The sequence below is a fragment of the Arthrobacter sp. HMSC06H05 genome, assembly GCF_001807395.1.
Lineage (GTDB): Bacteria > Actinomycetota > Actinomycetes > Actinomycetales > Micrococcaceae > Pseudoglutamicibacter > Pseudoglutamicibacter albus.
In genome coordinates this window covers 70,644-84,915 of sequence record NZ_KV788998.1, presented here as the reverse complement: position 1 = coordinate 84,915, position 14,272 = coordinate 70,644, and the positions used below count along the sequence as shown (strand labels likewise).

The following is a 14,272-nucleotide window of genomic DNA, read 5'->3' as shown; positions in this document are numbered from 1 at the left end:
GTTGCAGTGCCGCTAGAGGATCAGTGTGGGCTTGATGCGTTGCAGGCGGCCAAGTAATCCGTTGACGAAGTCCGGTGACTCCGAGGTGGACATCTCACGCACGAGCCGTACAGCCTCATCGACTGCAACCGCGTCGGGGATCTCGTCGTTATATAGCAACTCCCAGAGACCAATCCGTAATGCGGCACGGTCTACTGCGGGCATACGATCCAGCGTCCACCCTTGTGCGTAGGTCGTGAGGACCTCATCGAGTTGGGTCGTGTGCGTGCTCACTCCACCGACGAGCTCACGAGTGTACGGGTTGACGGCAGCGCCGTCTTCGTCGCGGCGCTGCAACACGTCTGCCGCCTCGATCCCACGCTGCTCGGCTTCGAAGAGGATTTCGAGTGCGCGGCGGCGTGCTTTCGAGCGGGTGCTCTCCCCTTGCCTGGTCACTCTGTAACGCGGCCCAAGTATTCGCCGGTGCGGGTGTCAACCTTGACCTTGGTGTTCTGCTCGACAAAGAGCGGAACCTGGATCTCGTGGCCGGTTTCCAGGGTTGCTGGCTTGGTGCCGGCGTTGGAACGATCCCCCTGCAGACCTGGCTCGGTGTAGGTGATCTCAAGGATCACCGACGGCGGCATTTCGATGTAGAGGACCTGGCCGTCATTCAGCGCGATCTGAACGTTCTGATTCTCCAGCAAGAAGTTGGCGGCGTCCCCCACAGTTTCGCCGGGTACGGTCAGCTGATCGTAGTCTTCCAAATCCATGAAGACGTAGTCAGCGCCGTCTTGGTAGAGGTACTGGTAGTCGCGGCGGTCAACGGTAGCCATCTCAACTTTGGCGCCAGCGTTGTAGGTCTTATCGACAGTCTTACCGGAGACGACGTTACGCAACTTGGTGCGCACGAACGCGCCACCTTTACCCGGCTTGACGTGCTGGAACTCGACCACGCTCCACAGTTGGCCGTCAATCCGAAGAACGCTACCGTTCTTGATGTCATTGCTGGTTGCCACGTTGGCTCCTTCAAAATTAGTTACAGCAGTACATGGTGAATTCGTTGCGCAACACTGATCTGGTCGCGAAACACTCAGGCCTAGTTTACGCTTTCGCCAGCCTATGCGTTGGAGGTGTCCGGCAATACCGAAACTTGGACGGCCTCGTCCGGGGCGTTCACTTCGTTCAGCAGCGACTCATAGGCGGCACGGGAAGCGTTGCGCAGAACTTCGGATGCGTTGAACTGCTCCCGGCCTTCTAACGCTGACTTATACCGTGAAGTCGCTGCGAGCATGTCACCGATGCTGTAGAAGCACGCGCCGAGGTTCTGGACGATATCGACTTCGTCAACCGTGCCGTCGAACTCCTTGCGTAGCTGCTGCAGCCGGTAGATCGCTCGCTCCGGGTCTCCGCTCCAGCGGGTCACTTCCGTGTCCAGCAGTCGTAAGCGGATATTGCGTGGGTCCATGAGGCGGGCATCGGCAACAAGTTCGGATGCAGCTGCCAATCGGCCTTGAGCGATCAAAGCCACAACGCGGTCTCCGGCCTCCCCGTTCTGCGCGGTCTCTTGAGCCAGCTGCTCGTCCACGACGATGGGCCGCAAGTCGGGTAGGCGGAACTCAACACCCGGGATGCCCGTGCTAATGCTTTCCGTCTTCCTCACGCAGCAACCTCCTGGAATGCTGTAAACAATAGGTGATCCTCCGGGCCTTCAAGGATGCCCGGTCGCGCAAGACCGTCCAGCACGACGAAGCGCAGCAAGCGACCGCGCGCTTTTTTATCACGTCGCATGGTTTCTAACAAGCTTTGCCAGCGGTCTCCCCGGTAGTTTACAGGTAACCCCAACGAAGTGAGGATTTCGCGGTGGCGGTCCGCTGTCGCATCATCGAGCCGGCCGACGAGCCGGCCCAGTTCCGCGGCGAAGACAAGCCCCACGGACACCGCCGCTCCGTGGCGCCACTGATAACGCTCGGCATGCTCGATCGAGTGCCCGAGCGTATGGCCGTAGTTGAGGAACTCACGACGGCCCGCTTCCTTGAGGTCCTGAGACACGATGTCCGCTTTGACCTTGATGGTGCGCTCAATCAGTTCGAAGAGGCGTTCACTTGCCGGATCGGTGGCTTCGTCAACGTCTTCTTCGATGAGCTCCAGAATCCGAGGGTCGGCAATGAAACCAGATTTCACGGTTTCAGCCATTCCGGTCACGAGCTCGTTTCGCGGCAAGGTATGCAACGCATCGAGGTCCGCAAGAACGCCTGCCGGCGGGTGGAAAGCACCCACGAGGTTCTTGCCTTCAGCGGTGTTGATACCGGTTTTGCCGCCCACCGCAGCATCCACCATGCCCAAGTATGTGGTTGGGATGTGTACAATACGGACACCACGCAACCAGGTTGCGGCAACGAAACCAGCCAGGTCAGTCACCGCGCCTCCACCGACCGATACCACCGCGTCGGTGCGTGTGAAATCCGCCTGCCCCATGACCTGCCAGCAGAAAGACGCAACCTCGACCCGTTTGCCTTCTTCCGCATCGGGGATCTCAGCCGAAAGGGCTTCGACGTTGTCTTGAAGCAAGAACTCACGTACGGCTTCGCCTGTGGCGCGCAAAGCACGCGGATGGATGATGAGGACCTTCTGGACCTTCTCACCCAACATGGGACGCAAACGGTTTAAGAGGCCACGGCCAATCACCACGTCGTAACCAGTTCCATCCGAATGGTCGACGCGGACGGTGCTCACGCGCTCAGTCATAGCGGTGTACTCCTCTAAGGATTGCGGGTGGATACGGAATGAGTGCTGGATGCGGCATCGAGCATACCTTGCAGGGTTTGCGCGACTTCTCCCGGACGCATTGTGGAAGTGTCGATCGGGCCGATGCCGCATTCGCGATACAGCGGTTCGCGTTCGGTTTTAATTGCTTGCCAGCGCGCGAACGGGTCATCCCCTGCCAGAAGGGGTCTTCCGGTTCCTCCGCGCATACGGCTGAGGGCGACGTGCGGGGAAACATCGAGCCAGAAAGTCACCTGATCTTGCAGGAGTTCACGGTTCTTCGCGGCGAGCACCACACCGCCGCCGGTCGCGATAATCTGTGGCTTCTTGCGTGCCAAAGCACGCGCGAAAATCACTGATTCCGCTACACGAAACGCGTCCATCCCGTGTTGTTCAATGTATGCCGGGATCGGGCCGTGCTCTGTGACGAACTCATCATCCAGATCCGTCCAAGCGCAGCCCAGTAGCTCAGCGAAGGACCGCGCCGCCGCGGACTTACCCGAACACATCGGACCGATCAAGACGATATGCCGGGAAAGGGCTGCAGGCTGTGAACTCGCAGAAGCTGCGCAGTTCAGGACCGGTTCACTACGCCCGCCGGCAGGTGGTTCAGTGTGTTGCGTCATCGGCAGATGTGTCAGGATCAGATGCGCGAGCCGAAATGTCATCAGCAGTCTCGCGGTAGTTTTCGATGTTGGCGCGGACCTCTTCAACAGAGTCGCCACCGAACTTCTCAAGGACCGCGTCAGCAAGAACCAACGCGACCATCGCTTCGGCAACCACACCGGCTGCTGGAACTGCGCACACATCCGAGCGTTGATGATGCGCTTTGGCAGGCTCGCCGGTAGCCACGTTGATGGTGCTCAGCGCCCGCGGAACCGTGGCGATCGGCTTCATGGCCGCACGCACACGCACCGGCTCGCCGTTGGTCATGCCGCCTTCAATACCACCAGCGCGATTGCTCAAGCGCACCGCGTGGCCTTCAGCGTCGAGGGAAATCTCGTCGTGGGCCTGGGACCCGCGGCGGCGAGCGGTCTCGAAACCATCGCCGACCTCGACACCCTTAATCGCTTGGATCCCCATGAGCGCTCCGGCAAGGCGAGAATCCAGCCGACGATCCCAGTGCACGAAAGAACCCAAACCAACCGGGCAACCGGTAGCGATGACCTCAACCACACCACCGAGGGTTTCGCCCTCGGAATGTGCCGCATCGACCTCAGCGACCATCCGCTGGGAAGTTTCAGGGTCAAAGCACCGCAACGGATCAGCATCAAGTACCTCAACATCGGCTTTGGTAGGCAGCAACGCGTCAGCTGGGGAGGCGACCTCGCCGATCGCGGTGGTATGCGAAACGAGTTCGATGCCGAGGCTGGCTAAGAACTTCGACGCGACTGCCCCCAAAGCCACGCGTGTGGCTGTTTCGCGGGCGCTCGCGCGCTCAAGTGCCGGGCGGGCCTCTGCGTAACCGTACTTCTGCATACCGGCTAGATCAGCGTGCCCCGGACGAGGGCGCGTCAGGGCCGCGTTGCGGGCTTTACCCTCCAGAACCGAAGGATCGACCGGGTCCGGGTTCATGACATCCTGCCACTTGGGCCACTCGGTGTTACCCACCTCGATAGCAACAGGCCCACCCATCGTCACGCCATGGCGGACACCGCCCAGCATCGTGACCTCATCTTGCTCGAACTTCATCCGAGCGCCGCGGCCATAACCGAGCCGCCTGCGAGCCAAGGCCGCCTGAACCTCAGGCGTCGTGATCTCTACACCGGCGGGCAAGCCTTCAAGGATGCCGACCAGCGCTTTACCGTGGGATTCACCTGCTGTAAGCCAACGCAACATTGTGCCATCATCCCACAACCACCGTGTCCGTACCGTCTGGTGTGATGCCCACTACGTCACAAAGCGTTGCCAACGATGCTTCGCGTGGCTCAAAGCCGATGAATCTGCGGCCCTGTTCAACGGCCTGGTGAACAAGCATCGCGAGACCATGGACCGCTACCCCGCCGCCTTCGCGCCACAGCTCGACAAGTGCCGATGGCCAACCGGCATAGGCGACATCCAGGAGGTAAGAATCCGGTGAGACAAGGTGGGCTGCTTGTTCGCTCCACTGTTGGATAGCTGGCGCAGGAAGCGTAGAGATCAAGACAGCTGGTTTCAACAGCGAATTAGTCAGTGATCTCAGCTCACACAGTTCAATGTGCAAGCCATAGGCTGCTATCACGCCGGAGAGTTCGTCGCGGGCTTTCTGCGGATCCCTGACTGCTACCACGACCCTGGATGCTCCCCACTCCATGAGGGCAGCGATAGCGGCAACGCTTGTGCCACCACCGCCTAAAATCGCCGCGGGTTCGTTGCGAAGACGCTCAGGCTCAAAACCTGCTCTCATTAACGCCTGCTTGATGCCATCGACGTCAGTGTTATCCCCCACCAAGGCGAGTTCGCCATCGGGTGTGTGCCTGACCGTCACGGTGTTCAGCGCACCCGTGAGCTTAACCCGTTCCGATACCGAATCCATGAACGGGACCGTGGCTTTCTTCATCGGCATCGTCACCGATAACCCCACCCAGCCAGGTTCGCTACGAAGCATCGAAGCTAAGTGTTGGGCATCCTCCGGCTGGGCCTGGATACGGGAATAATGCAACTCGACGACCTCAGCTGCTACATCGCTCGCTACAGCGTTACGCAGTTTCGCCATCGCGGTATGAAGCTGAGGGGAACGCGAATGATCGATAGGGTCACCGATCACAGCAGCCCGGAACACCCCTGCAGGAGCCTCCAATGAACGCTCCAGCGGAACATCAGGCATTGCATTCATCCGGATGATCAGCACACCACTTGCGGTACTCACGCACGTAGCGTTCGTGCTGCTCGAGGTTATCCGAATACTTCGTCTCACCCGTGGTCAGGTTGACCGTAACCCAGTAATAGTCGCCGCTCTCATCAGGCTTCGCAGCGCCAGCGATCGCGACAGGGCCAGGGGAACCGATCGGGGTTGGGGGCAAGCCTTGATGGGTGTAGGTGTTGTACTTGTTCTTCTTGTCTTCCAACTCGGATTGGGTCAAGTGGACCGTAGTTTTATCCAGGCCGTAGGCCACTGTCGAGTCCAGCTGGAGGTATCCGCCGGTCTCTCGGTTGTCCTTGTGCAGGCGGTTCTCGATGATCCCTGCAACGTGCGGGTAGTCATCCCGCGGAGCCTCGCCTGCGATGATCGAGGCGATCTTGAGCACACGGTACTGCTCAGCCGGGTCCGTCACGCCGTTCTTCTTGAGTTCTTCCTTGGTCTTATCAATCAGGGTCTGAAGGACCTGTTCAGGTTTAGTCTTCAACGGGAAGCGGTAGTCCCCCGGATGCAGATAACCCTCAATGTTCTTCGCTTCCTCAGGCAGGCCGAAGCGTTCCGGGTCGTTAGCTAGTTCTTCCAATGTGGCTCTTGGAATATCGGTTCCTTCAGCTATCGCTTGCAAAGCAGCATCCAGGCGCACATTGGCAGGTAGTGCGAAATACGTGACTGCCTCACGGTCAGTCAACATCTTGATTGCCGCGTCAGAGGACATCTCTTTACGCAACTTGTATTCGCCAGGCTGGAAGACCGGTGTTGGTGAACTCGCACCCACCTTCTTCACAAACGTGGATGCGTCCATCACAACGCCACGGTCTTGAAGGTGAGCGGCAATCTGGCGGGTGGTCCACCCCTGCTCGATCGAGACATCAACCTGCCCCTGACCACTTCCTACATAGTCAGGATCCGGTTTATTCAGCTCGCGATGCAGGAAGAAACCAGCCCCACCGACAACCAAGATCAAAACTAAAACGACCGCCACGAGGTTGAAGCGGCGGCGTTTACGGCGGCGGCGGCGCTCGGTGAGATCAGCCTCGGATTCAGAGAAGAAATCCTCGGCCGGAAGATAGCCCGCCGGCACATCGTCGAAATGACGAGCTAACGCGCCCGCGAACCCAACATCTTCAGTGTCGTGTTCAGCAGCTTCAGCATCGGCCTGTGAAAGCCATTCACGCTCATCAAAATCAGCGTCAGGTTCTGGCCGGGAAGAAAAAGCAGCATGCGAGCTAGACGCTGCGCCTGCTGGTGCGGCACCCGGAACCACAGCGAGAGTCGAAGTCCCACCTGGAGCTAAATCGAGCTCGTCATCAACGTGGTTCTCAAAAGAAGGAGTGTCCTGCAGATCGTATTCGTCTGAGAAGTCAGCTTCTAAAGGTTCGTCCAGGCGGGTATCTAAGGGAGCCACAGGCTCAAGCTGTGCCGCCAAATGCATCTCGATGACCGCATCAGTGACCCGGCAGTGACGCCCCACACCGGTGAAACGCGAAGCACCATGAGAGCGCGTCGATTCGGCACGGCGGCGCGCTCGACGCGAGGAATAACCCTCTGGTGGTATGTATGTCACTGAGTAATCCTTACGTGTCATCTGCAGATAACGAAACCATAACGCACAACGAGCTTATCGAAAAGACGAGCAAAAGCCCCAACCAGTGAATTCTTGGAGCTATCTCTCAGACAATCAACCCGTTATAGCCTCGGCGATGGTCTTACCTGCCCAGCTATCGAGCCGTTTCTCTGCATCCAAAGCATTCTCGAGGATCTCAACTGCCGCGGCCTGGTCAATCACTGACCGTGAGGACTTCACGCTACGGCCTGCCTGATGCAATTGGCGCTGCGCCGAAACCGTGCTGAGCCGTTCGTCAACCAAACGGACACGGATCCCATCAAGCATGCGCTCCAAGCCGCGGGCGAACCGTACAGCGTCCTTCGTGGACGGAGTGTGTTCCCCACCCAGATTCACCGGCAACCCAACATAGACGCACACCGCCTCATACTCGCGTGCTAGATCAGCGATGAACCGCAAGTCAGTGCGCTGCTTCTTATCGCGTGGCAATGTTGCCACAGGGTTAGCCATGACCCGGTCAGGATCGCTTTTGGCTACCCCCACGCGAGCTTTGCCGACGTCGACCCCGATGCGGGGGCCACGTTCAACGAAAACGTGGCCCCCGCCCTCGGAATCAGCCTCAGGCGCCAAAGAATCAGCCACGCTCAGCTACCTCGCGGCGGATACCTGCCAATGCCTCCGGGACCGCCTCAGCGTTCTGGCCACCGCCCTGAGCGACATCGTCCTTACCGCCGCCGCCACCGCCAAGAGTCTTCGCAGCAGAACGGACCAACTGACCAGCCTTGATGCCTTCAGAACGAGCTGCCTCATTCGTGGCCACCAGAACCATAGGCTTGCCCTTAGCAACACCGATCACTGCGACAACGGCAGCGTCTGAGCCCAAACGGTCACGCAAAGGCAACGCGAGCGAACGCAAGTCATCCGCGGATTCGACGTGGCCTGCGTCGTGGACAATCAAGCGGACCCCACCTACGTCTTCGGCGGTATCAACCAGCGCGGCCGATGCGGCTTGTAGCTGTTCACGCCGCAGCTTGTCGATCTCCTTCTCGGCAGCACGCAAGCGCTGAACCGTCTGGTCGATGCGTTCACGCAACTGATCGGCAGGCACGCGCAGCATCTCCGTGAGGTCAGAGACCAGCGCACGCTCAGCGGCGTTGTGACGGAAAGCATTCATACCCACGAGCGCCTCGACACGTCGGTTACCCGCACCCACTGAAGCCTCACCGAGCAGAGAGAGCGTACCGACCTTTGCAGTACGTGCAACGTGGGTGCCACCACAGAATTCACGCGACCAAGCGCCATCGATCTCAACCACACGCACCGTATCGCCGTACTTCTCACCAAAGAGGCTCGTGGCACCCAGCGCAAGGGCTTCGTCCTTTTTCATCACGCGCGTGATGACCTCGAAGTCCCGGTCGATCGCCTTGTTGGTGACCTCTTCAATCTCAGACTGGGTTGCACGCGAGAGTGCCTCAGCCCACGTGAAGTCGAAGCGCAAATAGCCTTCCTTGTTGAAGGAACCGGACTGCAACGCCTCCGGGCCAAGCACCTCGTGCAAAGCCGCGTGAACTAAGTGGGTCGCGGTGTGCGCTTCTTCGCCTGCGTGGCGGCGTTGGGCATCCACCGCGGCACGCACCACAGCGTTCTCCGGTAGTTCACCCTCACGCACCGTCACCGTATGGACCGACAAGCCCTTCACCGGCGCCTGAACATCGGTGACTTCAAGAACGAAACCATCGCCGGTGATCACACCGGTGTCAGGGGCCTGACCGCCGGCTTCGGCATAGAACGGGGTTTCATCCAGGACGAGCTCAACCGTGCTACCCTGCTCGGCAACAGGAACACGAACACCATCGCGAATCAGCCCGCGCACACGCGATTCGGTGACAAGCTCGTCATAACCGGTGAAATGCGTATTTCCTTCTTCTACCAGCTCGTGATAAATCGCGATATCGGAGTGGCCTGACTTCTTCTTTTTAGCGTCAGCCTTAGCACGTTCACGCTGCTCAGCCATCAAAGCCCGGAACTTCTCAGTATCAACCGATAAGCCAGCTTCCTCGGCGATCTCCAGAGTCAGGTCAATCGGGAAACCGTATGTGTCGTGCAACTGGAACGCGTCCTCACCCGAGAGGTTCGCGCCGTGGCCTTTGGCCTCCGCTATCGCTTCATCCAACCGCGCAGTACCGGATGCGATCGTGCGGCGGAACGCACGCTCCTCGGCATAGGCGATGCGGGAGATCCGCTCATAATCCTCAGCAACTTCCGGATACACCCCAGCCATCGCGTCCCGGGAGACCGGCAACAGCTCAGGTAGCACCGGTTCAGTGACACCCATGAGGCGCATCGCACGCACCGCACGGCGAATCAGGCGCCGCAAAACATAGCCGCGGCCCTCATTCGATGGAGTCACCCCATCGCTGATGAGCATGAGCGCTGAGCGCACATGGTCAGCCACCACCCGCAGACGAACATCGTCTGCGTAGCTTGGATCCTCAGGATCCTCAGTCGAAGAATAGGTTTTACCGGAAAGCTCAGCTGCCCGGTCAAGAACAGGGCGGACCTGATCGGTCTCATACATGTTCTCAACGCCCTGCAGAATCATCGCAAGACGCTCAAGCCCAAGGCCCGTATCGATGTTGCGTTGTGGAAGTTCACCAGCGACATCGAAATCGGTCTTGGAGCGTACCGCGGAGAGACGGTACTGCATGAACACAAGGTTCCAGATCTCGATGTAGCGTGTCTCATCAACCGCCGGCCCGCCTTCCTCGCCGTATTCGGGACCACGGTCATAATAGATCTCAGAGCATGGACCACCAGGCCCAGGCTGGCCGGTGTTCCAGTAGTTATCGGCCTTACCCGTGCCGATGACCCGTTCACGCGGGACACCGACCTTCTCTTCCCAGATGCGGCGGGCCTCGGCATCGCGGTCATCGCCGTCTTCATACACCGTGACCCACAAGCGTTCAGGATCCAAACCATAACCGCCATCGGCGGTTGACGTGGTGAGCAGGTCCCACGCCCACGTGATTGCTTCTTCCTTGAAGTAATCACCGAACGAGAAGTTACCGTTCATCTGGAAGAACGTACCGTGGCGGGCCGTCTTGCCAACCTCTTCAATATCCGCGGTGCGAATACATTTCTGGACCGAGACCGCCCGAGGGTACGGAGCCGGCTCAACAGCCGTGAGGTACGGGATAAACGGAACCATGCCCGCAACGGTGAACAGTAGCGACGGGTCGTTGGAAACCAACGATGCGCTAGGAACATGCGTGTGACCGCGCTTGACGAAAAAGTCGATCCACCGCTGTGCGATTTCCTGAGATTTCATGAGGTTTGGATTCTCCGAATGGGCGTAGACGCCCTGTATTGAAATGGGCGAAGACGCCCTACATTGAATAAAGCCCAACTATGAGTGGGCTCTTTAATATGGGTTGGGTTTAGCGTGCAGCGCGGCGCCCGGATGGAGCCTTGTCAACTCCGAGGGCGGAACGCAGCTCAGCTTCCCGCTCGGCAGAGCCTTCCTTGAAGGCCGCGATCGTGGACTCGACAACGCTCGCGGTGCGGTCCAGGACTGAGTCTGCGCTCGAACGCACACCCTGTGTGCGGATGCGTTGCAACTGGCGGCTAGCCATCACACCGATGGAGACGCCGAGGGTCAGCCAAAAAAGCTTCTTCATGGTCTTCCTTAACGAGTCTTTGGGGCGCCATTCATGAGCGCATAAACGGTTAGCGTCCGGTTGAAGCTACAACCGAAGGCAAGGGCAAATATCGACTGCTAGCGGCGACGCGAGAATGCGGCGCGCACACCCGCAGTGAACGATGCCGCGCGGATCAGTGGACGGCCCACAACGGCGGCGGTCAGCGAGGTCACCGAGGCGACGTTGGCGGTTGCGTCCTGAACATTCGAGGTGATCGCATCAACGCGTTCAAGCTGCTGGTTACCGTTACGTACCGTAGTTGCGGTCTCTTGCAGGATCGGCGTGGTCTCCTCCGTGAGGTCTTTGACCGAATGCCGCAATTCGTCGAAAACTTTCCCCAGCTTGATGATCGGTACAGCCAAAAGAATGACGAGGATCGCGAAGAATCCTGCAGCGATCAAACCGGCGATGTCGCCAATGCTCATGTTCTCTCCTCGAGTGTGTGCGCAGGTGTCTGCCAGTCAAGCCTACCGAACGTTGGCCGCAAAGATGACTAGCAGATAAGAACGATGCCGCGGTCCCGTTGATAACGGAACCGCGGCATCGGCTACTAAAGATTAGCGAGCGTAGTACTCAACGACGAGCTGCTCTTCACACTGAACAGGGACCTCAGCGCGCTTAGGGCGGCGCACGAGCTTAGCCTGCAGCTGATCCAGCTTGACGTCCAGGTACTCAGGGACAGCCGGCAGAACGGCGGCGTGTTCACCCTGGGCAGCCATCTGGAATGGAACGGTCTTCTCAGAGCGCTCCTTCACGTGGATGAGCTGGCCTTCCTTCACGCGGAAGGATGGGCGGTCAACAATCTGGCCGTTGACCAGGATGTGGCGGTGAACAACCAGCTGGCGTGCCTGCTGGATGGTGCGTGCGAAACCAGCGCGCAGAACCAGGGCATCGAGGCGCATTTCCAGCAGCTCAATCAGGTTCTCACCGGTCAGGCCAGCCTCGCGGCGAGCCTCGTCGAAGACGCGGGTCATCTGGGCTTCGCGAATGCCGTACTGTGCACGCAGGCGCTGCTTCTCACGAAGGCGAACTGCGTAGTCAGAGTCCTGGCGGCGGCGCGCGCGGCCGTGCTGACCTGGGCCGTACGGACGGCGCTCCATGTACTTCTCTGCCTTCGGCGTCAAAGCGATGCCGAGGGCACGGGACAAACGCACGGTGTTGCGTTGACGATTATTGGCCACGAATGTGTCCTCTTTCGTATGTCTGCGAGCTCATGGTTCTGGCCTCCGGTCACGTGGAGAGATGAGGGAACCCGCTTCCTCGAATCTGCAACCGCCTCACGTACCGAGTGGGCCCCATCGGGCACGCTCACATGGACGGCTTGCCAGCCAACGGTCTAGCTTATCAGATCTTAAGTACCAGAACTTAAGTCATGAGAAGATCTCTGCTCCGATTCGAACTCAGCCCAGACTGAATCTATGCTCCGTTGTTGCGCAGGATTGAACGAATCGAGTCGATGCGCTGGGATACGGTTCGCTCGAATCCGTGCTGGGTCGGCTCGTAATAGTCGATACCTTGCAGGTCATCCGGCGCATACTGTTGCGGGACAACCCCGAGTTCGTGATCGTGGGGGTACACGTAGCCTTTGCCGTGACCAAGCGCTTTAGCACCTGAATAGTGGGCGTCGCGCAAGTGCGCCGGAACACCGCTTCCCTTGCCTGCGCGCACATCGGCGATAGCGCGATCGATCGCGCGGTAGGCGGCATTTGATTTCGGTGCGCTCGCTAAGTGAACCACGGCTTGGGCGAGAACGATGCGCGCCTCCGGCATGCCTATCAGCTGTACGGCGTTCGCCGCGGCAACAGCTGTTTGCAACGCTGTTGGGTCGGCCATCCCAATATCTTCCGATGCAGAGATCACGAGTCTGCGGGCGAGGAAGCGTGGGTCCTCCCCCGCCTCCATCATGACCGCGGCATAGTGCAAGGCCGCATCGACGTCGGAACCGCGGATCGACTTGATGAGAGCACTCGCGGTGTCGTAGTGGTTATCCCCTTGTTTGTCGTAGCGTCGCAGAGCGGTATCGACTGCGCGTTCAGCGTCTTCCCGGGTCACAACAGGCACCGTGTTTGCTTGTTGGTCGGAGTCTTGCGTTTCGTGGCGGGCGCGTTCCAGCGCAACCGCGGCCGCCGCCTCAAGGCTTGTCAGAGCACGGCGAGCATCTCCGCCGGATAGGTCGATGAGCTGATCCATGACATCCTCGGGTAACTCAACAGAGTTCCCGAGCCCGCGAGGGTTCTCAAGCGCCCGCAACAAGAGACGGCGCACATCGTCTCGCTCCAGCGGCTTGAGTTTGAGCAGGAGGGACCGAGATAAAAGCGGCGAGATGACCGAGAATGAAGGGTTCTCCGTGGTCGCGGCCACCAAAACGACCCAACCGTTCTCAACCCCGGGCAGCAACGCATCTTGCTGTGCCTTATTGAAACGGTGGATCTCATCGAGGAACAGCACTGTCGTGGTGCCGCGCATCGAACGGTCAGCACGAGCCTGATCCATCACCTGCCGAACATCTTTGACCCCAGCAGAAATAGCTGAGACCTCAACGAAGGTGCGATGCGGACCGTTGGCGATCACATGTGCCAAGGTCGTCTTACCAACCCCTGGAGGTCCATACAAGATGAGCGAGCTCAGCCCGGCGGGACCGCCCCCATCGCTTTGTGCAAGCTGACGCAACGGAGAGCCCGGCTCTAACAAATGCTTCTGCCCCGCTACCTCGTCGATCGTTTTAGGACGCATCCGGACAGCCAGAGGCGGACGCGGGCGCGGGCGGTCCTCATCACGGTCGCGGTCATCATCGGTGTCATCGTCGGCAGAAGAGAAAAGATCCATCGCTATCAAGCCTAGCCCCGGGCACCGGCTTCCCCGGGCTTAGGGCCGTTACGCTTCACAGGCCTACTACGGTTCTCAGTCCCGTTACGCTTAGGGCAAGGTATTGAAGGCGCCGCTGCTTCACGGCGGGGCTCTATCGAAGAGATGTAGAGAGGTTGGATATGCGCGCGGTTGTGCAGCGGGTCAAGAACGCAAGCGTTGTGGTTGAGGGCCATGTGGTGGCCGAGTTTGAAGGCCAGGGGCTTGTGGTTCTGCTCGGGGTTGCGGTCGATGACGGACACGCCGAAGCCGCAGCTGTCGCTTCGAAGATCGCGCACCTTCGCATTCTGGAGGCCGAAAAGTCCGCGGTCACCGCGCAGGCGCCGGTCATCGTGGTCAGTAACTTCACCCTCTACGGGGATGTGCGAAAGGGCAGGCGGCCTTCATGGTCGAAGGCCGCCCGCCCTGAGGCTGCTGTGGATCTCTATGAAGAGGTCGCCGCTACCCTTCGTGGTTTCGGTTTAGAGGTCGGAACCGGCGTGTTCGGGGCCGAGATGGAGGTCAACCTCACCAACGACGGACCGGTCACCTTGATCATCGACTCAGCCGAGCTCGCTCTCTAGT

15 protein-coding genes are annotated in these 14,272 nt (G+C 59.4%); 1 reads left to right on the top strand and 14 read right to left on the bottom strand.

Going from position 1 to position 14,272, the window contains the following annotated elements; all coding sequences use genetic code 11:
- Positions 1-12: 12 nt before the first annotated feature.
- The 14 genes from nusB to HMPREF3160_RS08340 all read right to left on the bottom strand — a co-directional run bounded on the left by nusB (position 13) and on the right by HMPREF3160_RS08340 (position 13,669).
- On the bottom strand, positions 13-435 hold the full coding sequence (gene nusB / locus HMPREF3160_RS08405) for a transcription antitermination factor NusB (RefSeq protein WP_035755170.1): 423 nt from the start codon (positions 433-435) through the stop codon (positions 13-15).
- Complete coding sequence (gene efp, locus HMPREF3160_RS08400) at positions 432-995, bottom strand: elongation factor P (protein ID WP_035755167.1); 564 nt, start codon at positions 993-995, stop codon at positions 432-434. Before efp ends, nusB begins: the two co-directional genes overlap by 4 nt.
- Before the next feature lie 101 nt (positions 996-1,096).
- On the bottom strand, positions 1,097-1,639 hold the full coding sequence (locus HMPREF3160_RS08395) for a tetratricopeptide repeat protein (protein ID WP_035755164.1): 543 nt from the start codon (positions 1,637-1,639) through the stop codon (positions 1,097-1,099).
- Complete coding sequence (aroB, locus tag HMPREF3160_RS08390) at positions 1,636-2,724, bottom strand: 3-dehydroquinate synthase (protein WP_035755162.1); 1,089 nt, start codon at positions 2,722-2,724, stop codon at positions 1,636-1,638. Before aroB ends, HMPREF3160_RS08395 begins: the two co-directional genes overlap by 4 nt.
- A gap of 14 nt (positions 2,725-2,738) precedes the next feature.
- The gene (locus tag HMPREF3160_RS08385) at positions 2,739-3,368 is read right to left on the bottom strand and encodes a shikimate kinase (RefSeq protein WP_176744724.1); all 630 of its coding nucleotides are present in this window, start codon (positions 3,366-3,368) and stop codon (positions 2,739-2,741) included.
- On the bottom strand, positions 3,352-4,581 hold the full coding sequence (gene aroC / locus HMPREF3160_RS08380; RefSeq protein WP_083285574.1) for a chorismate synthase: 1,230 nt from the start codon (positions 4,579-4,581) through the stop codon (positions 3,352-3,354). The genes HMPREF3160_RS08385 and aroC overlap by 17 nt, the downstream gene beginning before the upstream one ends.
- Before the next feature lie 7 nt (positions 4,582-4,588).
- Complete coding sequence (locus HMPREF3160_RS08375; RefSeq protein WP_141739889.1) at positions 4,589-5,590, bottom strand: shikimate dehydrogenase family protein; 1,002 nt, start codon at positions 5,588-5,590, stop codon at positions 4,589-4,591.
- Entirely contained in the window at positions 5,541-7,145 is a 1,605-nt protein-coding gene (mltG, locus tag HMPREF3160_RS08370) for an endolytic transglycosylase MltG (RefSeq protein ID WP_052048309.1), read from the bottom strand. The genes HMPREF3160_RS08375 and mltG overlap by 50 nt, the downstream gene beginning before the upstream one ends.
- Positions 7,146-7,259: 114 nt before the next feature.
- Positions 7,260-7,787 carry a Holliday junction resolvase RuvX gene (gene ruvX, locus HMPREF3160_RS08365; protein WP_232219252.1) on the bottom strand — a complete coding sequence of 176 codons (528 nt, stop codon included), beginning with the start codon at positions 7,785-7,787 and terminating at the stop codon, positions 7,260-7,262.
- A complete protein-coding gene (gene alaS, locus HMPREF3160_RS08360) occupies positions 7,780-10,473 on the bottom strand; it encodes an alanine--tRNA ligase (RefSeq protein WP_070508015.1) in 2,694 nt (897 codons plus the stop codon). The genes ruvX and alaS overlap by 8 nt, the downstream gene beginning before the upstream one ends.
- Positions 10,474-10,582: 109 nt before the next feature.
- Positions 10,583-10,822, bottom strand: coding sequence for a hypothetical protein (locus HMPREF3160_RS08355; protein WP_035755157.1), 240 nt, complete (start codon positions 10,820-10,822; stop codon positions 10,583-10,585).
- Between the two features lie 98 nt (positions 10,823-10,920).
- Complete coding sequence (locus HMPREF3160_RS08350; RefSeq protein WP_035755155.1) at positions 10,921-11,268, bottom strand: DUF948 domain-containing protein; 348 nt, start codon at positions 11,266-11,268, stop codon at positions 10,921-10,923.
- A gap of 132 nt (positions 11,269-11,400) precedes the next feature.
- Positions 11,401-12,024 (bottom strand): 30S ribosomal protein S4, encoded by a 624-nt coding sequence (gene rpsD, locus HMPREF3160_RS08345; RefSeq protein WP_035755153.1) that lies wholly within the window; start codon positions 12,022-12,024, stop codon positions 11,401-11,403.
- A gap of 235 nt (positions 12,025-12,259) precedes the next feature.
- Positions 12,260-13,669, bottom strand: coding sequence for a replication-associated recombination protein A (locus HMPREF3160_RS08340; RefSeq protein ID WP_070508014.1), 1,410 nt, complete (start codon positions 13,667-13,669; stop codon positions 12,260-12,262).
- A gap of 161 nt (positions 13,670-13,830) precedes the next feature.
- On the opposite strand from HMPREF3160_RS08340, the gene dtd reads away from it, so the two are divergent.
- On the top strand, positions 13,831-14,271 hold the full coding sequence (gene dtd, locus HMPREF3160_RS08335; RefSeq protein ID WP_070508012.1) for a D-aminoacyl-tRNA deacylase: 441 nt from the start codon (positions 13,831-13,833) through the stop codon (positions 14,269-14,271).
- The last annotated feature ends 1 nt before the right edge of the window (position 14,272 follow it).